This window comes from Halobacillus sp. B23F22_5 (assembly GCF_043497085.1).
Taxonomy (GTDB): domain Bacteria; phylum Bacillota; class Bacilli; order Bacillales; family Halobacillaceae; genus Thalassobacillus.
Genome location: NZ_JBIEKI010000003.1, coordinates 318,580 through 334,673, shown reverse-complemented (window position 1 = coordinate 334,673; position 16,094 = coordinate 318,580). Strand labels below are relative to the sequence as shown.

The following is a 16,094-nucleotide window of genomic DNA, read 5'->3' as shown; positions in this document are numbered from 1 at the left end:
GAGCACAAGAGGAGGAAATGATATGAAGATTACAGAAGATCTCGGTAATGAAATCATCCAGCGTCTGGCGCCTTATATCCATGTTCCGATGAATTTGATGGATCCTGAAGGCAGAATTGTGGCAAGTTCTGATCCTTCCCGTGTTGGGGAGGTTCATCAAGGTGCTATTTATGTGATGCAACATCAACAAGACTTGATTATTGGTGAAGAGAATATCAATGATTTTTCTGGTGCGAAAAAAGGGGTGAACCTCCCAATCCGGCATCGTGATGAGCTGGCTGGTGTCGTTGGACTTACTGGGGACCCGGAATCCATTATGCAAGCTGCCGGAATGACGAAGGCCTCCGTTGAAATTGCTTTGGAGCAGATTTATATCCAGCGCCAGACTTTTTATAAGGAACGCCAGTGGGAGAATTGGCTCCAGCAGCTTTTGCACCCATCCGGTATCAATAAAGAATATTTGACACAAGAAGCACGCTACACACTGGATACGGATGTAACGGGAGAGTGGCAGGTCCTTTCGATTTATTCCGATAGACTTTCTGAAAAAGGCGATCAAATAAAAGTTGTTGCTGATCAGCTGGCCTTACAGCCGCTTTTTACAATTCTATATAGTGAGAAGGAATGTGTTGTCGCTCTGCCAGCTGAAGAACAAGCCCCTGTTGTGTTTGCGGAAAAACTGGTAAAACGGATTGGCGGCCAGACACGGGTAGGCATAGGTGAGATAGGAAACGGTATTAATGGCCTTCGTCAGTCCTTTTTTCAAGCAAAGCAGGCACTGCGATTTTCAGACTTGTCCACTACGGTAGCTGTCAGCTCGGACTGGGAGTTAGAGAGGGTGATCGATGCTATTCCTGATGATGCTTACGATTCCATCGCTTTAGCTTATCAACAAAAATTGCAGGCGTTAGGTGCACCGTATATACGAACGCTGAAACGGTTTTTAGAAAACAATTTCAAAGTGAAAGAGACGGCTGAATCTCTACATATTCATCGGAATACATTGAACTATAGGCTTGGGCAGATCACAGAAAAAGTAGGGCTGAACCCGCAATTATTCAAAGATGCGAGTCTGTTGTACATGATTGTTCATCGAATGGAGCACTGATCTATTGTGCATATGCACAAATTACCTGCATTAAAATTCTGAAAATTTTGTCGAATACACTAATTGTAGCCACCGCATTTTTACGGTTGAATAAAGGTAATGACGTGCGGAAGGAGTATCTTATGAAAATCGTTATTGCACCAGATTCATTCAAAGGGAGTCTGACCTCCCAGCAGGCAGCAGAAACCATGCAACGCGCGATTCAGTCAGCCAGCCCAGTCTTTGACACGGTTACAAAGCCTATGGCTGACGGAGGGGAGGGAACACTTGATGCGCTGCTGGCTGCCACTGACGGTGAGAAGAAGGTTCTCGACTGTACAGGTCCTTTAGGAGAAGAACAAACCAGCTGGTATGCATCGCTCAAAAATGAAACCGCTGTCATCGAAGCGGCAACCATTGCCGGTTTGACGCTGGTCCCGGAAGAAAAAAGGAATCCTGATCTTACCACGTCTTTTGGAATCGGGGAAGCTATCAAAGATGCCATCGATGAGGGATTCACGGAGATTCTGATCGGTTTAGGCGGGAGCTCTACCAATGACGGAGGTCTTGGCATGCTTCAGGCATTAGGGTTAAAAGCTTTTGATGATAAAAGCAGGGAACTTCCTGCAAAAGGCGCATCCCTCCTTAAAGTAGCTGAACTTAATTTCAGAAACCTTGATGAGCGTTTGAAAAATATCGAGATCAAAGTCGCCTGTGATGTCGATAATCCACTGACAGGTCCACGTGGCGCGTCAGCTGTATATGGTCCGCAAAAAGGAGCAACCGAGCAGCAGGTAGAACACTATGACGCGGCAATGGAGCACTATGGGAAATTGATCGAAACAGAAACCGGGGAAAGTCATATGGAGGTGGAAGGTGCCGGAGCTGCAGGCGGTCTGGGATTCGCATTACTTACCATTGGCGCAGAGCTGGTTTCAGGCGCAAAGCTCATTGCTGAAGCGATCGGTTTGGAAGAATCCATTTCAGATGCTGATCTTGTTTTTACAGGGGAAGGGCAGAGCGATGAACAGACATTATACGGGAAAGCACCAGGATATGTCGCTGAGCTTGCCCGAAAGCATGGCGTCCCGGCCGTACTTGTTTCGGGGAGTATTGGTGGAAACATAGAAGAACTTAATCGGCTTTTTGCCGGATGCTTTTCTATCATTACAGCAACGATGAGTCTTGAGGACTGCATCACACATGCAGAACAGCTTTTATATGACGCTACGAAACAGATCATTCATTTGATTGAAACGTCATCTAGATTGGAATTTTAAGAGAGGAGTGATCAAATGGAAGGTATCGGTCTTATTTTAGTTATTACATTAGGGGTATTATTCGTTATTTTTGCTACAGCTAAATTGAAACTTCATCCATTTCTATCATTATTAATCGCTGCATTCGGAATCGGGATTGTGGCGGGACTTCCATTAGCCGACGTTGTCGAAGCTGTCAATGGAGGATTTGGGGGACTGATGGGCGGCATCGGGCTGGTCATCGTGTTCGGTACGATCATCGGGGTTATTTTAGAAAAGTCAGGAGCGGCCTTACGTATGGCGGAAGTTGTTTTGCGGATCGTCGGGGAAAAACGTCCGCAGCTTGCTATGAGTGTCATCGGAAGTATCGTAAGTATTCCGGTTTTTTGTGACTCTGGTTATGTAATTTTATCTTCTTTAAAGAAAGCGCTTGCGCGTAGAGCGAAGGTTACTGTCGCTTCCATGGCAATTGCATTGTCTACCGGTTTGTTCGCAACACATACGCTGGTACCGCCGACACCTGGACCAATTGCAGCGGCAGGGAATATCGGAGCGGAAAACTATCTGGGGACTGTCATCCTGGTCGGTTTCATCGTTGCTATTCCGGTAATCATCGCCGGTTATCTGTGGGCGATTAAAGCAGGTACAAAAATACATATCGAGGGAGAAGACGATCATTCCTTCGATTACGATACGATTGTAAAGGAATTTGGTGAAATGCCATCGACATTCAAATCATTCGCACCAATCCTTGTACCGATTCTGTTGATCGGTTTCAGTTCGGTGATCACTTTTGCCGGATGGGAAGGGACTTTCTTCGATATCTTCCTATTCCTTGGTGCACCAGTAGTTGCTTTGCTGATCGGCGTTCTATTCGCATTCGGCCTGTTGCCGAAGTACGATGAAGAAACATTGACCCAGTGGGTAGGCATCGGAATTAAAGAGGCAGCTCCGATTCTGTTGATTACAGGTGCAGGTGGAGCGTTCGGGTCTGTCATTAAAGCGACTCCAGTTGCTGAATTCATCAAAGGATTCGCCTCTAATGATGTATTCGCTGGTGCCATGTTCGTATTCATTCCATTCCTGATTGCTGCTGCATTGAAAACAGCACAAGGTTCTTCCACCGCAGCACTGGTCATCACATCTACGTTGGTAGCGCCGTTACTGGGACAAATGGGGATCGAGGGCGCTATGCCGCTTGCGCTGGTAGTCATGTCTGTCGGAGCGGGTGCGATGGTCGTATCCCACGTGAATGACAGCTACTTCTGGGTAGTGAAAGAGTTCAGCGGTATGTCCGTTACACAGGCGTATAAAGCGCAGACAGCAGGGACGTTGATCCAGGGGATCGTGGCTATTCTGGTAACCTTTATTCTGTGGCTGATTTTTGTTTGATAGATTAGGAGTCCTGTAGTTTCAGGGCTTCTTTTTCATAAAATGTCGTTCTGGCAACTGTCGCTAAGTATTTTAATTGAATATTAAAAAGGCACCTTCCAGTTGGAGAAGGTGCCTTTTGTTATGCTTTAATCTCTTAAGTTATGCATCATCGTAGTGCTATGTTATCCAGAGCTAGTAACCCAACTTTAAAGATCTTCTTCCTCCAGCAGGGCAAGAAGTTCATATAACTCATCATAATATCCTTTTTCAAATAGCATGATCGCTTCAACCGGAAGATGATCTTCCTCCGTATCTTCCATGTATAAGGAAATACCCAATTTATCTGAAATTAATATATCACCGACTATGGATAAATCGGGGTCATAACTTAGAAGCATTTCTTTCACACTTTTAGTGGAGGACCGATTAATTTTTTGCCCTCCAACATTTCGTACTTTTGGAGCAAAAAAACTCACAAACGTGCAGGAGCAGCGCTTGTGAGGCAAAAAATGGGGGCAAAGATATAACTATCCGATCGTCTCTTTTTTTGTTTTCATCTGTTTATGTTGTTCACGGTTTCTAGGCAATGCGAGCAGTTTCGTATACTTCGGAGATTTGTGCTGGTAATGTTGCAGAGCCGGAAGTATTTTGGACAGGTCCTTGCCTTCAATCCATGATTCTACAAACAATTCAAACGGAAGGCGTGGCTCTGGCAAGGTGCCTGGATTTTCATCAGTGAGACCGTATGTATGATACACGAAAACTTTACCCAGCTTCTCTAACTGTTCATCCGTCAACTTGTTCATATCCTCAATCCGCCTTTCAGTTAGTTTAATAGTATTTGCCAAAAATGAAATACTTAATACTTGTTAAGCATTATACCCCGAACCCTCTATTTCAAACGTCTCAGGCTAAGAGTATTTTAAACAAGGCTAGTAGGATGGTTTACGAGTACTCCCCAGGTCCTCCAGTAAGTGGAATATTATTACACGAACATCAGCTTTAGTTTCTTCCTGGCTTCCCTCCCCCAATTCTTCACAGCATCCACAGTAGTATTCTCTTTCTTCGCAATCGCAGCATAAGAGAGATCTTCTAAGATGAAATACTTCACCCATTTCCATTGCTTTTCTGTCAATTCATTTCTCAGGCGATTCCAAAGATAATAATCTTCCGGCTCATCATACGTACTATTGTCTTCTATGTTTGCGTGCTGATCAACATAGTTCTTCTCGTTCTCTGCTGCTTTGGAATATTTGCGGATCAGGTCGATGAAGCGGTGGTGAATTTTATAGTTTGCCAGCTGCCGGAATGTGCCTCGCTCTGGGTCGAATGTTTGGTAGGCTTCCCAGAGCGCGATGCAGCCTTCCTGGTAGAATTCCTGCTCGGGGTCGTTGATATGTAACTTGTGGATATGATAGTGAATCATGTTGTCGTATTGCTCTAGTATTTCTTCAAATGATTGGTCTAACGGCTTCGACATGATTATTCTCTTTTCGAGAACCGGTTCTGCAGTTATTAGATATCTACTATTATTATCTGAAGTAGCGTGCCTTTTGGTGTCGTTGAAAGTAAAAAAATTATTTATAGTTGATGGTGCTAGAGTAGAAACCAGATTCGAGTGGAAGGGTTAGGAGCTGACTTTTCTCACCTGACGTTAACCTATACAAAAATAAGGTTGACAAACTTCGCTAAAATACGGTAATCTTCACTCATACATAACTAATTAACAAGTGGGTGGAGTTTATGAAATTGAGAACTATGGTTTATGCAGCTTTATTTGCTGCTATTATTGGTGCGCTCGGTCTAATGCCGCCGATTGTCACGCCGTTTACGCCGGTGCCGATCACGGCGCAGACATTAGGGGTGATGCTCGCTGGCTCTATTTTAGGAGCGAAACGTGGCGGGTTGAGTCTATTACTCTTTGTTTTGCTCGTTACATTTGGTGTACCGCTTCTATCCGGAGGAAGAGGTGGGCTTGGTGTGTTATTCGGACCGTCCGGCGGTTATATCATGGCTTGGCCATTTGCCGCTTTTATCACCGGATTTCTAGTCGAACGTTTCTGGAAAAAGCTCAATCTCGGGCTTTATATTGCCTTTAACGTAATCGGTGGGATTCTGTTTGTGTATGCTTGTGGGGTCACTTACTTATCTTTCATTACAGAAACGCCATGGACGAAAGCGATGTGGGCAGCACTTGTGTTCATCCCTGGCGACCTGGTGAAAGTAGTCGTGGCTTCCTTGCTGGCTCGACAAATCAATCGCGTCTATCCGATAATAGAAAAAGGAAATCGACGTTCGAGTAAGGTTACGAACGTTGCCTGAATAAGAGGTTTGCCTTTATTATGGCAAACCTTTTTTCTACAAAAAGAAGAGGTGAAACGTGTGGCTTGTATCGGGGAACAACTAAAAGAAATAGCGGAATACAATCCTGACCGGATTGCCATCGAAACGAAGGAAGACAAAATTTCATATCGGAAATTCTATCAATCTATCCGGTCTCTCCAGCGCAACCTTGCTTATAAACTTCCTAATATAAAAGGGAAAAGGATCGGGTTCCTGCTCCCTAACAGTCCAAAGTGGTTGGAACTGTTCATCGCCATCAGTTCAAGTGGAGGGATTGCGATACCGTTTGATCCGAAATGGAGCATCTCCCAGCTGCAGGATGTCATCGGTGATGCCGAGCCGGATCTCATTATCTATGATTCTATTTTTGAGGAACGATTTGAACAAACGAATGCTGTTTCTATCAATGATCTGGAATCGTCTGCTCCTTCTGGAAGGGAACACTGGCATGCTGCCGATCAGGCCCCTTTTTATATTGGTTATACATCTGGAACTACCGGGCGGCCGAAGGGTTTCGTTCGAAGCCATGCTTCCTGGGCGGATTGTTTTTCTGTGGGGCAGGAAGTTTTCTCCCTGAATGAAGCGGATCGAATCCTGTGCCCGGGACCGCTCGTCCACTCCCATTTTTTATATGCTGCCGTGCAGAGTCTCCATATAGGTACCACGTTATATTTGACGGAAACGTTTGAGTCAAACGAGGTCTGGGAGCTACTGCAGAAAAACGATATTACCGTCATGTATATCGTACCCACGATGTTTGAAGCATTGAATCATGTAAGAAAGGACGAAGCTGCACCGACGTTACAGGCCTTGATTTCTTCAGGAGCAAAATGGGCGGTACAATCTAAACAGGAAGCTGTGCAAGTGTTTCCGGATGCGACTGTTTATGAGTTCTACGGTGCATCGGAATTGAGCTTTGTCAGTTATCGCGATGTGGAAGAAGAACTTCCTGAAGGAGCAATTGGGAAGCCATTTCCCGAAGTTGAAATTGCTATTTTTTCAAATGAAGGAAAGCGGGTTAAACAGGGAGAAGTCGGCAGCCTGTATGTGAAAAGCCCCTGGACCTTCGGTGGTTACTTGAACCTGCCGGAGGAAACGGAAAATGTGTTCGATGGGGGATGGGCAACGGTTGGAGACCTGGCTTTTGAAAATGAAGAAGGTCACGTCATTTTAGTAGGGCGGAAACAAAACATGATTATCAGCGGAGGCCTCAATATTTATCCTGAGGAAGTCGAACAAGTGATTAGTAAACATCCGGCGATAGAGGAAGTAGTGGTAAAAGGAATAGCGGATGAATATTGGGGAGAGAAAGTAGTAGCTTTTGTGATTGCTGAGCAGAAAGAACCGCTCGTGATCGAGGAGATAAAAGCTCACCTTGCTGACTTTTTACCGAAATATAAATGTCCAAAAGAATGGTTTGAGCTCGAAGCTTTTCCTTATACGAGCAGCGGAAAAATAGCGCGGAAAGAACTTCAAATCCCCGTAAGGAGTGAGTAGATGCAAGACGCTGTCATTGTCAAAGCAAAACGGACGCCAGTCGGGAAAGTGGGAGGTGTGTTGTCACATATCCCTCCCGAAGAGCTGATGCGTCCTCTCTTTGAAAACCTGGTAACAGACATTGATCCACAGGAAATTGATGACGTCATCTTAGGAAATGTGGTCGGTCCAGGAGGAAATATCGCACGTTTGTCCTTGCTGACAGCAGGGCTGCCGATGACGATTCCTGGGGTAACCGTTGATCGACAGTGCGGATCAGGACTCGAAGCAATCAATTTGGCTGCCCGGCTGGTCCAAGCAGGAGCCGGCGATATCTATATTGCTGGCGGCGTCGAGAGTACCAGTCTCGCCCCCTGGAAAATTAAAAAGCCGGTGAGCATCCATGACCCGCGAGGCCCTGAACTCTATACAAGAGCAAGATTCTCTCCCGATGCGATCGGTGATCCTGAAATGGGGGAAGCGGCTGAAAATGTGGCCGAGCACTACCGTATCTCACGGGAAGAACAGGATGCATTTGCCTTACATAGTCACCAAAAAGCAGTGAATGCGCAACAAAACGGAAATTTTGATGAGGAAATCGTTCCGGTAGATGGCGTCAGAGTCGATGAATGTCCGCGAGCCGATACATCGCTTGAAAAATTGCGCCGCTTGAAGCCGGTGTTCAAACCAGGAGGAACGGTGACCGCGGGGAATGCCTGCCCGATGAATGACGGAGCTTCTGCTGTCCTGATCATGTCGTTGGAAAAGTGCCGATCACTGGGTCTTAAGCCATTAGCTCGCTTTGTGGACAGTACCTCTGCCGGTGTCGATCCCAATCTTCTTGGCATCGGTCCGATTCCTGCAGTAAAAAAGTTATGGAACAGGCAGAACTTGAGCCGGGAGGACATTGATCTTGTCGAATTCAACGAAGCCTTCGCTTCCCAAGTGATCGCTTCATTGAAAGCGTTGGAGATTCCTTTTGAAAAGGTTAACCAATCCGGTGGTGCGCTTGCCTTAGGCCACCCGTATGGAGCCTCCGGGGCAATTCTAGTTACCCGCCTGGTCCATGAACTGGGCAAAGGGGATGCCAGACGCGGAATAGCAACGCTTGGGATTGGCGGAGGAATGGGACTTGCCACTTTATTGGAATCTATGAAATAAATGTTGAAGGGGAGGCTGTAAATATGGGGGATTTAACGAACGAAATTATTATCGTCACAGGTTCTACGCGCGGTATTGGTAAAAGCACCGCTTTTATGCTTGCGGAAAAAGGAGCAGCCGTTGTTGTAAACGGGCGGGATGAGGAGAAGGTCGAACAACTAGTCCAGGACATTCGCAATCATGGCGGGCGTGCAGCCGGAGTTGCCAAGTCCGTAACAGAAGAGGATGCAGGGGAGCAACTGGTCCAGGAGGCAACAGCTGCCTTTGGCGGGCTGACTGGAATCATCAATAATGCAGGAATCACGAAGGATCGCATTTCGTACCGGATGGACATCGAAGACTTCACGCAGGTCATCGATTCTCATGTGAAAAGCACCTTCATTTGCAGCACAGAAGCGACCCGGTATTTCAAATCGGCCGGCACTCCCGGGATTATTTTAAATATGACCTCGCTGGCAGGACTGATTGGAACCCCTGGACAGATTAACTACAGCGCAGCCAAAGCGGCCATCATCGGAATGACGATGACTATGGCAAAAGAATTGAAGCAGAATAACATCCAGGTCAATGCACTGTCACCAGCCGCCTTGACCGATATGACCAGACCTCTCGTGGAAAAAGCACAGGCAAACGCCACAAGTAAAGATGAACAAGCCTACTGGGATATTGGCACCCCGGAACAAGTAGCTGCATTTATTTGTAATTTTATCGAAACCCGTGATTTATCCCAGACAGGAGAAATCTATTCGATCAACAAAGAAGAAAAAGGGCGCTGGCTGCCCCCTTCTTATGAATTGTTATAATTTATATAAGGGATAGCACAAATGTTAGTTAGCTATCAAAACGCGGGTAAACTATATATAAGTTTAACGTCAGTTTCTCATATAATGATTTCCAAGAAGAGGGGAAGGGCATAATGAGAAAAACGAAACTAGAGGATATAAATAAACGAATTGAAGCTAATAGGAAAGCTGCTAATAAGATAATAGCTGAAGGGCGAAAAGAGAGAAGAAAGAAAAGCAGAGTAAGGACAAAAGGTGAGAGAGACGCTCTTGACCAAATATCTGTAAATCGTTGGAATAAAGCTTTAGAAGAAGGGAAGATAAAGAAATTGGGTAAAAGAAAATTGTATTATGACCATCGTTCGGTCGATTAAATTTTACGGGAGACTACCACTTCGGTAATTAGGGTGACCTTATTTTAGGATTCTTCTGGTAAGGATTTTCTCGTAATAATGAGTGGCCCAGGTACCTCCCTGGTGGGGCTGAATCGACTTTTATCTTTTGCTGTAAAATATAACGAAACATTTTAAGTGTTATTTGGTATAATAGCAATATAAGGAGTTGATATTATGCCTAATATTAAGCCTGTATCTGATTTGAGAAATTACAATGACGTATTGAAAGATATTACAATTGGAGACCCTGTATTTTTAACTAAGAATGGTCGCGGTAGATTTGCTATTCTTGATATTGAAGATTATGAAAAAAATCAGGCGACCATAAAGTTGCTCTCCGAATTGATAGAAGCCGAGAAAACGGTAAAGACCGGAGATGAATGGCTGACTGAAGATCAGGTGAAAAAAGATTTAGGATTATAACGCTATGAGAAAAATAAGAATTAATCCTGTTGCTAAAAAAGATTTATTAGAAATTAAAGAATACGTGGAAGTGGAATTAGGAAATCCCGATGCAGCAATTGGCGTGTTGACAGAGATTATTATTTGTTATGAGAAGTTAAAAGACTTCCCTAAGGCGGGAATGGAGTTAAAAGAGAAGGTTGAATTACCCACCGATTACAGGTATTTGATTTGTGGAAACTATCTGGTGTTTTATAAATTGGATGACGAATATATCTCTATTTATCGCATTCTCTATTCGAGAAGAGACTATATAAAAATCCTTTTGGATGATAAGAATGAATGAAAAGGCGCCTGCCTTTCTGTATGTTATTGCTTTAGCATATGGGAAGGCATGCGCCCTTTTTGATTATGAACGCGTATGATATAACCACTGGGTTCCTGATGGAAGTGAACTTTCCAGGTTTAAAATCCGAGGTGGTAAGGAAGGTGCCTGGTGTCAGAACCTGGCCGTCTCATCTTGCGAGCGAGCTTTTTGATGGTAAAGATACTTTAAATACATAGATATATGTATGGTGGGTCTGACTCCAGGACTTAGCCACGGGAGTCTGACCCACGGGATCGAGATTTCTGATTTTGATTTGGTTTTACCAGTAATGGGTTTCCTGATGGAAGTGAGTGGGCCAGGTTCAGACACCCTGTTCAGAGGGGAGGCACCCTGGGAGAGCAGAAACTTTTGGTGGCTAATCCTTTTTTCTTCTCACCCAAAGGCCTGCTATAAGTAATGATATTATCGCTATTATCAAGGTCATTTTAAAATATGGCGGCATGTAGGTGAATTCCACTGTTTCATCGCCAGGATGGATAGCGGTGCCAAGCATAGCATAGTTAACTTTTTCAACATCGCGTTTCTCGCCGTCGACTTTGACCTGCCACCCTTTTTCATAGGGGACTGGAATAGCCAGGTAGCCTTCTTTAGTTGCCTGTAAACCATCAATACTTATCCGGTTGCCATCGAGGGTTACATCCGGCTGCTGATTAGTTTGCTCTCTTTTTGATGCTTGTTCTAAAGCCTGATAATCCGCTGTGTATACTTCGAGATCCTTCAGCGTATAATCTCCTTCCCGCATGCGGATCGAAATTTTTTCCTCTTTTGGCACGCGGATGGTGATGTCATTAACATTAGTTTTATAAAAGGATTCCCGCGATTTCCGGGTGGTCCAGAAGTCGTTGACCTTCAAGGCAAACAACGGGGCTTCCTCAACATTGTTAAATAGATAAAAGGAAACATAGACATCTTCTGCTTCAGATTCCAGGACTGTTTGGGGAAGCGAGATATCCAGGCCTCCTTCTTTTTCATTAATTACAAGTCTTCCATCGGAATAGCTGCCACCAACGCTCTCGATAGTCGTTTGATCGATCAGGTTATCATTGTCCGGAATTTGTTCTGATGTTGTAGCGGCCCCTTCGACCACAAGCCCTTTCACCATCGCCTGCTCCCGGGATAGGGGATGGCTGTTTTGAAGTGCTTCCTCGCTAAAGATCTGATCCGACATTCGCACGAACGGTAAAGGGTTGGTATTTTCATAGACGATATAGTTTTCACTCTCTTTATAGGCTTCGAACCCATATGGGATGTTCGCTTCTTCCCCTTTTTTATACATCACATACTTACCCTGCCACAGGCTGTGCAAATTAGCGCGGTCGCCGAACCCCGAGTAGCGGCTGACGCTTTCCCGTTTCATATCAACTTCGAGATCATGATAATAGTAATTCAGCACGTGCCCATTGAGGATGCTGGAATAGGCACTTGTGCCAGGGAATCCCTGAATGAGCGGTGTATTATATCTGCCATCTGCTTTCCACGTCACCCGGGATAGGGGAGAGGTTTCTCCACGCAGAACTTCATTAATAAGTTCCTGCTGTTCTTTTGCCAGGTAGTTTTCGCTTAGCATATACTCCTTCGTGGTGTCCTGTAATCCGCCGTGTACATATAACTTGTCATATTGATATTGATTAGTAATCACAAGCTGGGACAGAACAATTATCGCGAGCAAGCCGTAGCCAGCCATTTTTCCGTGTTTGTGGTTTAGAAAAAGAAACAACAGAGTCAATCCGGCAGCAGTAAGAACGAATGCCGTCCATAAGGAGGCGATTTCCAGGCTGGAGTCGATCAGATGGAATAATACGTAGAAAGCGGCCATGCCGATCCCCGCCAGCGTTATCTGTCGGTGCGTCACTTTTTTCAATACAGGCAACCCAACTGCAACCGCTCCGCCAATCGTAAAGGATGCCAGATATTCATACCGATTCTGGGGTGCGGACAACCCGTTGAAGAAACTCGCTGCCCATGGGATAAAATGAAGCACGATGAGCAGCAGACTTATTGCTGTGAACAGCCTGAACTGCGGTTGTTTGTAGAGCGGCAGGAGGCCGAGCAAAAGAACAAACACAGCCGGAATAACCAGGTATGGGCTGTCATAAAGAATGTTGCTTGTGCTTGAGACCAGGGCAATTTCCTGATCAAAAGGCGGGCGAATGTTTTGCATAAACCCCCAGACCGCCGGAACGAGTCCGACAGAACCGATACCGAGCCCAAGCATTACGGACCCGATATAATATTTCAGCTGTTTCCATTTTGGCGTTTCTTTGGTTACAAGGGGAAAAATCCATCTGGCGATAATATACATGCCAGTGAAAATGCCGTTTATGTAGGCGAAATAGAAATTATCGAAAAAGGAAATGGCCGTTGCTGCAATCAGCCAGCCCAGCTTTTGCTCGCGAATGATTTTTTCCACTCCGAGAATCAAAAGCGGCAGCCACAGGAACGCGTCCCCGAAGAATTCCCAATAGGTAACATGGCGGAAATACATCGTGGACGTACCATAAAGCGTGGCTCCGATGAAAGAAGGCAGTATCCTGCCATTTAGGTAGCGGAAGACATATGTAGTGACCACCAGGATGAGCGTCATTCTCGCTATGCTGATGAAAACCGTAGCCTGAGCCCAGAACAGCACGTCCGGCTCCCCGATAATCGATAAGGACTCCAGGAGGAAGACTGCTGCAACCGTAAAAAAGAAAAAGATATTAATGCCGTAATAATAGGCAAGCTGGCTATATGTACCGGCCCCGAGACCGAATTCATACGAGTAAAAGAAATTCCCGCTCGTGAACTGGTCGTAGAGCATCTCACGGAAGGGGACCATCTGGGACAGACCATCATCCGGTCCTACCATATAAACTCCCTGTGTCCATTGGTATAGGAAGAAGGCATGCGCCAGGATAGCAGTAACGAAACTTGCGCCAATAAGCAGAAGCGTTTGTTTTTTTGTCATGAATGTTCCCGCCTTACCTCTTCAAAATTTTACTGGTTACGATAAATGTAATTGGTACTGTGAATATGACCGCAGCAAGGGGGGCGATGTTTCCGTTTAAATGTAACAGGTCAACAAACACATAAATTAACAAGGAAGACACCGAAATATTGACGACCTGGGTGAACGGGAACATCAGGAATTTGGACAGCGTGGGCTTGACCTTATATGTGAAATAGACATTCAGGAAGAAGGAAATGACCATGCTGATCAAAAAGGCAAGAATGTGGGATGGCAGATAATGCCATCCCAACAGGTTATAAAATAATACATAGAATAGATAGTAATTCGCCGTGTTCAGTCCGCCGACGATCACGAACCGGGTGAATTCATTGTTCCATTTTTTCAGGAGTATTTCTTTTGGCATTTGATTCGCTTTGTTCACGGTTATCCCTCTTCGCATTGCTTTCTTTGATCAGATAATGTGGCCGTTTTTTCGTTTCCATATAAATTCTTCCCACATATTCGCCAATTACACCGAGGCTGACTAACTGCACGCCACCGAGAAACAGGATGGAAGAAATAGTGGTGAAATAGCCTGGCACATCAATTCCTCGCGCGAGTATCATCCCGAACATAATCATGATATAGAGCAGGCTTAAGGCCATTACTATTAAACCAGTATACATTACCAGTCGGAGCGGCCGCTGGTTAAACGATAAGATGCCTTCGATTCCATACTCCAGCAGCTGTTTCATCGACCACTGTGAGTCGCCGTTCTGTCGTTCGACGTTGTCATAATGAATCGTCTTCTGATCGAAACCGATCCAGGAAAACAGCCCTTTGGAAAAGCGATTACCTTCGCTAAGACTCAGTATAGCATCGACAGCCTGTCTGCCCAGCAGGCGGAAATCTCCTTCCCCGTCATACAGTTTTACCTCAATCAGGCTATTGACCGCTTTATAATAAAGCGAGGAGAGGAAAGAGCGACGTTTGGATTCTCCGTTCCGGTTCCGCTTGGCCACCACCTGCTGATAGCCCTCCTGATACCCTTCCAGTAAGTCAGGAATCAGGGCAGGAGGATGCTGAAGGTCAGCGTCCATAATGATGACCGCATCCCCGTCGGCATGCTGAAGTCCGGCAAGCAGGGCCGCTTCCTTACCGAAATTACGACTAAACGCGACATACTTCACTTCCGGAAAAGTGGCTGCCAGTGCTCGGATTGTCATAAGCGTATCATCTGCGCTTCCGTCATCGACAAAGACAACCTCCCAGTCACAGGACAGACCGGCAAATTCCTTTTGAAGAGCCTCATGTACCAATTCGATATTTTCCCCTTCATTATAAGCGGGTATGATTATCGATACCATTAATTTATTCATGATGTACCTCCGTAGGTTTACTCTATTTACATCGTACCCTTACGGAAGAAGATTAAAACCATAGCTTGGTTGCTTGCTCTAAAGGTGAGGGTAGCTCGTAGACCAAATAGATCCGGGCTATATAAAATTAGTAAGTCTTCTTTTGGGACAGCAAGAACTAAATCTCTTAGCCACCACCTCTCAATAAGAGGGCACTATTATAAGATGTATGAGGATGAAATAAAAGAGAATCAAAAAACACACCCGGAGCCCATGGCTTCAGGGTGTGCTTACGTACAGAATAATTTTGGCTATTTTCCTCCTGTAAACGTAACGCCTTTAATGAAGTAACGGTTGAAAAAGGCGTAAATAAGTAAGGAAGGAATCGTCATAACGGTGGAAGCGGCCATAATCAGGTTCCAAAAGCTGATATATTGTCCTTTAAATGTGTTCAACCCTAATGTTAGGGTAAACATTTCTTCGTCAGACATGATAATCAATGGTCGCATGAAATCATTCCAAGATGCCATGAAGATAAAGACTGCCTGGGCTGCCAATGCTGGTTTAGCTAATGGCATGACAATTCGGAAGAATGTTCCTAACCGGCTAAGGCCATCCATTTGCGCAGCTTCCTCCAGTTCTTTTGGAAAGTTCAGGAAGAACTGACGCATCATGAAGATAAACGTCGCATTGACCATGCCAGGAATAATCAGACCTTGATACGTATTCAGCCAGCCGAACATCTTTAAAATGAGGTAGCTTGGAATCAAGGTAACTTGAAAAGGAATCATTAGTACGACGAGGATCAACATAAACCAGAAGTTACGGCCTGCAAACTTGATTCTTGCCAGCGCGTATCCAGCCATCGAGTTGAAAATAATATTCAGCACCACCATACATGACGTGATGAAAATGCTATTGAACATCCAGCGTAAGAATAATGGTTCTTTAGAAAAGATTTGCACATAGTTATCTAACGTGAAATTTTCGGGTAAAAAAGTAATCCCGGATACAATTTCCTCTAATGGTTTAAAGGAGGAAAGAATCGCCCATAGAAACGGGATAAACGTGATAATCGCATACGTGATAAGCACGCCATAGATAAACGGCTTGGAAAAGATACGTTTTTTCATCATATAT

General features: G+C 45.0%; 17 protein-coding genes. 10 read left to right on the top strand and 7 right to left on the bottom strand.

Annotation, left to right across the window (positions count from 1 at the left end; translation table 11 throughout):
• Nucleotides 1-22: 22 nt before the first annotated feature.
• The 3 genes from ACGTN9_RS06945 to ACGTN9_RS06935 all read left to right on the top strand — a co-directional run bounded on the left by ACGTN9_RS06945 (nucleotide 23) and on the right by ACGTN9_RS06935 (nucleotide 3,738).
• Nucleotides 23-1,108, top strand: coding sequence for a CdaR family transcriptional regulator (locus ACGTN9_RS06945; protein ID WP_499591626.1), 1,086 nt, complete (start codon nucleotides 23-25; stop codon nucleotides 1,106-1,108).
• 122 nt (nucleotides 1,109-1,230) lie between these two features.
• Nucleotides 1,231-2,367, top strand: a complete 1,137-nt coding sequence (locus tag ACGTN9_RS06940; RefSeq protein ID WP_499591625.1) for a glycerate kinase — start codon at nucleotides 1,231-1,233, stop codon at nucleotides 2,365-2,367.
• A 15-nt stretch (nucleotides 2,368-2,382) separates the two neighbouring features.
• Complete coding sequence (locus tag ACGTN9_RS06935; protein WP_499591624.1) at nucleotides 2,383-3,738, top strand: GntP family permease; 1,356 nt, start codon at nucleotides 2,383-2,385, stop codon at nucleotides 3,736-3,738.
• 188 nt (nucleotides 3,739-3,926) lie between these two features.
• Here the strand turns inward: ACGTN9_RS06935 and ACGTN9_RS06930 are convergent, their stop codons facing one another.
• From ACGTN9_RS06930 to ACGTN9_RS06920, 3 genes are all read right to left on the bottom strand, one after another.
• A complete protein-coding gene (locus ACGTN9_RS06930) occupies nucleotides 3,927-4,196 on the bottom strand; it encodes a hypothetical protein (protein ID WP_499591623.1) in 270 nt (89 codons plus the stop codon).
• Between the two features lie 51 nt (nucleotides 4,197-4,247).
• Entirely contained in the window at nucleotides 4,248-4,526 is a 279-nt protein-coding gene (locus tag ACGTN9_RS06925; RefSeq protein WP_499591622.1) for a hypothetical protein, read from the bottom strand.
• 179 nt (nucleotides 4,527-4,705) lie between these two features.
• On the bottom strand, nucleotides 4,706-5,200 hold the full coding sequence (locus tag ACGTN9_RS06920; RefSeq protein ID WP_499591621.1) for a sigma-70 family RNA polymerase sigma factor: 495 nt from the start codon (nucleotides 5,198-5,200) through the stop codon (nucleotides 4,706-4,708).
• 263 nt (nucleotides 5,201-5,463) lie between these two features.
• Between ACGTN9_RS06920 and ACGTN9_RS06915 the strand changes: the two genes are divergently transcribed.
• The 7 genes from ACGTN9_RS06915 (at nucleotide 5,464) to ACGTN9_RS06885 (ending at nucleotide 10,625) form a co-directional block, all read left to right on the top strand.
• Nucleotides 5,464-6,042 carry a biotin transporter BioY gene (locus ACGTN9_RS06915; RefSeq protein WP_499591620.1) on the top strand — a complete coding sequence of 193 codons (579 nt, stop codon included), beginning with the start codon at nucleotides 5,464-5,466 and terminating at the stop codon, nucleotides 6,040-6,042.
• Nucleotides 6,043-6,093: 51 nt separating this feature from the next.
• Complete coding sequence (locus ACGTN9_RS06910; RefSeq protein ID WP_499591619.1) at nucleotides 6,094-7,560, top strand: AMP-binding protein; 1,467 nt, start codon at nucleotides 6,094-6,096, stop codon at nucleotides 7,558-7,560.
• Nucleotides 7,561-8,700 carry a thiolase family protein gene (locus ACGTN9_RS06905; protein WP_499591618.1) on the top strand — a complete coding sequence of 380 codons (1,140 nt, stop codon included), beginning with the start codon at nucleotides 7,561-7,563 and terminating at the stop codon, nucleotides 8,698-8,700.
• 23 nt (nucleotides 8,701-8,723) lie between these two features.
• Nucleotides 8,724-9,503 carry an SDR family NAD(P)-dependent oxidoreductase gene (locus ACGTN9_RS06900; RefSeq protein ID WP_499591617.1) on the top strand — a complete coding sequence of 260 codons (780 nt, stop codon included), beginning with the start codon at nucleotides 8,724-8,726 and terminating at the stop codon, nucleotides 9,501-9,503.
• Nucleotides 9,504-9,616: 113 nt separating this feature from the next.
• A complete protein-coding gene (locus ACGTN9_RS06895; RefSeq protein ID WP_499591616.1) occupies nucleotides 9,617-9,856 on the top strand; it encodes a hypothetical protein in 240 nt (79 codons plus the stop codon).
• Between the two features lie 195 nt (nucleotides 9,857-10,051).
• The gene (locus ACGTN9_RS06890; RefSeq protein ID WP_499591615.1) at nucleotides 10,052-10,300 is read left to right on the top strand and encodes a type II toxin-antitoxin system prevent-host-death family antitoxin; all 249 of its coding nucleotides are present in this window, start codon (nucleotides 10,052-10,054) and stop codon (nucleotides 10,298-10,300) included.
• A gap of 4 nt (nucleotides 10,301-10,304) precedes the next feature.
• On the top strand, nucleotides 10,305-10,625 hold the full coding sequence (locus ACGTN9_RS06885) for a type II toxin-antitoxin system RelE/ParE family toxin (protein WP_499591614.1): 321 nt from the start codon (nucleotides 10,305-10,307) through the stop codon (nucleotides 10,623-10,625).
• A 397-nt stretch (nucleotides 10,626-11,022) separates the two neighbouring features.
• Here ACGTN9_RS06885 and ACGTN9_RS06880 read toward each other — a convergent pair whose 3' ends face one another.
• The 4 genes from ACGTN9_RS06880 to ACGTN9_RS06865 all read right to left on the bottom strand — a co-directional run bounded on the left by ACGTN9_RS06880 (nucleotide 11,023) and on the right by ACGTN9_RS06865 (nucleotide 16,087).
• Nucleotides 11,023-13,614 (bottom strand): YfhO family protein, encoded by a 2,592-nt coding sequence (locus ACGTN9_RS06880; RefSeq protein WP_499591613.1) that lies wholly within the window; start codon nucleotides 13,612-13,614, stop codon nucleotides 11,023-11,025.
• A gap of 13 nt (nucleotides 13,615-13,627) precedes the next feature.
• Nucleotides 13,628-14,020, bottom strand: a complete 393-nt coding sequence (locus ACGTN9_RS06875) for a GtrA family protein (RefSeq protein ID WP_499591648.1) — start codon at nucleotides 14,018-14,020, stop codon at nucleotides 13,628-13,630.
• On the bottom strand, nucleotides 13,983-14,975 hold the full coding sequence (locus ACGTN9_RS06870; protein ID WP_499591612.1) for a glycosyltransferase family 2 protein: 993 nt from the start codon (nucleotides 14,973-14,975) through the stop codon (nucleotides 13,983-13,985). The genes ACGTN9_RS06875 and ACGTN9_RS06870 overlap by 38 nt, the downstream gene beginning before the upstream one ends.
• Before the next feature lie 290 nt (nucleotides 14,976-15,265).
• Nucleotides 15,266-16,087: a carbohydrate ABC transporter permease gene (locus ACGTN9_RS06865; RefSeq protein WP_499591611.1), complete on the bottom strand. Its 822-nt coding sequence runs from the start codon at nucleotides 16,085-16,087 to the stop codon at nucleotides 15,266-15,268.
• Nucleotides 16,088-16,094: the final 7 nt, after the last annotated feature.

Bases quoted from the DNA above. Each gene is read 5' to 3' on its own strand.
- ACGTN9_RS06935 (WP_499591624.1), top strand. From the start codon at position 2,383: ATGGAAGGTATCGGTCTTATTTTAGTTATTACATTAGGGGTATTATTC.
- ACGTN9_RS06905 (WP_499591618.1), top strand. From the start codon at position 7,561: ATGCAAGACGCTGTCATTGTCAAAGCAAAACGGACGCCAGTCGGGAAA.
- ACGTN9_RS06885 (WP_499591614.1), top strand. From the start codon at position 10,305: ATGAGAAAAATAAGAATTAATCCTGTTGCTAAAAAAGATTTATTAGAA.
- ACGTN9_RS06880 (WP_499591613.1), bottom strand. From the start codon at position 13,614: ATGACAAAAAAACAAACGCTTCTGCTTATTGGCGCAAGTTTCGTTACT.
- ACGTN9_RS06895 (WP_499591616.1), top strand. From the start codon at position 9,617: ATGAGAAAAACGAAACTAGAGGATATAAATAAACGAATTGAAGCTAAT.
- ACGTN9_RS06865 (WP_499591611.1), bottom strand. From the start codon at position 16,087: ATGAAAAAACGTATCTTTTCCAAGCCGTTTATCTATGGCGTGCTTATC.
- ACGTN9_RS06940 (WP_499591625.1), top strand. From the start codon at position 1,231: ATGAAAATCGTTATTGCACCAGATTCATTCAAAGGGAGTCTGACCTCC.
- ACGTN9_RS06900 (WP_499591617.1), top strand. From the start codon at position 8,724: ATGGGGGATTTAACGAACGAAATTATTATCGTCACAGGTTCTACGCGC.
- ACGTN9_RS06945 (WP_499591626.1), top strand. From the start codon at position 23: ATGAAGATTACAGAAGATCTCGGTAATGAAATCATCCAGCGTCTGGCG.
- ACGTN9_RS06875 (WP_499591648.1), bottom strand. From the start codon at position 14,020: ATGCCAAAAGAAATACTCCTGAAAAAATGGAACAATGAATTCACCCGG.
- ACGTN9_RS06870 (WP_499591612.1), bottom strand. From the start codon at position 14,975: ATGAATAAATTAATGGTATCGATAATCATACCCGCTTATAATGAAGGG.
- ACGTN9_RS06920 (WP_499591621.1), bottom strand. From the start codon at position 5,200: ATGTCGAAGCCGTTAGACCAATCATTTGAAGAAATACTAGAGCAATAC.
- ACGTN9_RS06925 (WP_499591622.1), bottom strand. From the start codon at position 4,526: ATGAACAAGTTGACGGATGAACAGTTAGAGAAGCTGGGTAAAGTTTTC.
- ACGTN9_RS06890 (WP_499591615.1), top strand. From the start codon at position 10,052: ATGCCTAATATTAAGCCTGTATCTGATTTGAGAAATTACAATGACGTA.
- ACGTN9_RS06915 (WP_499591620.1), top strand. From the start codon at position 5,464: ATGAAATTGAGAACTATGGTTTATGCAGCTTTATTTGCTGCTATTATT.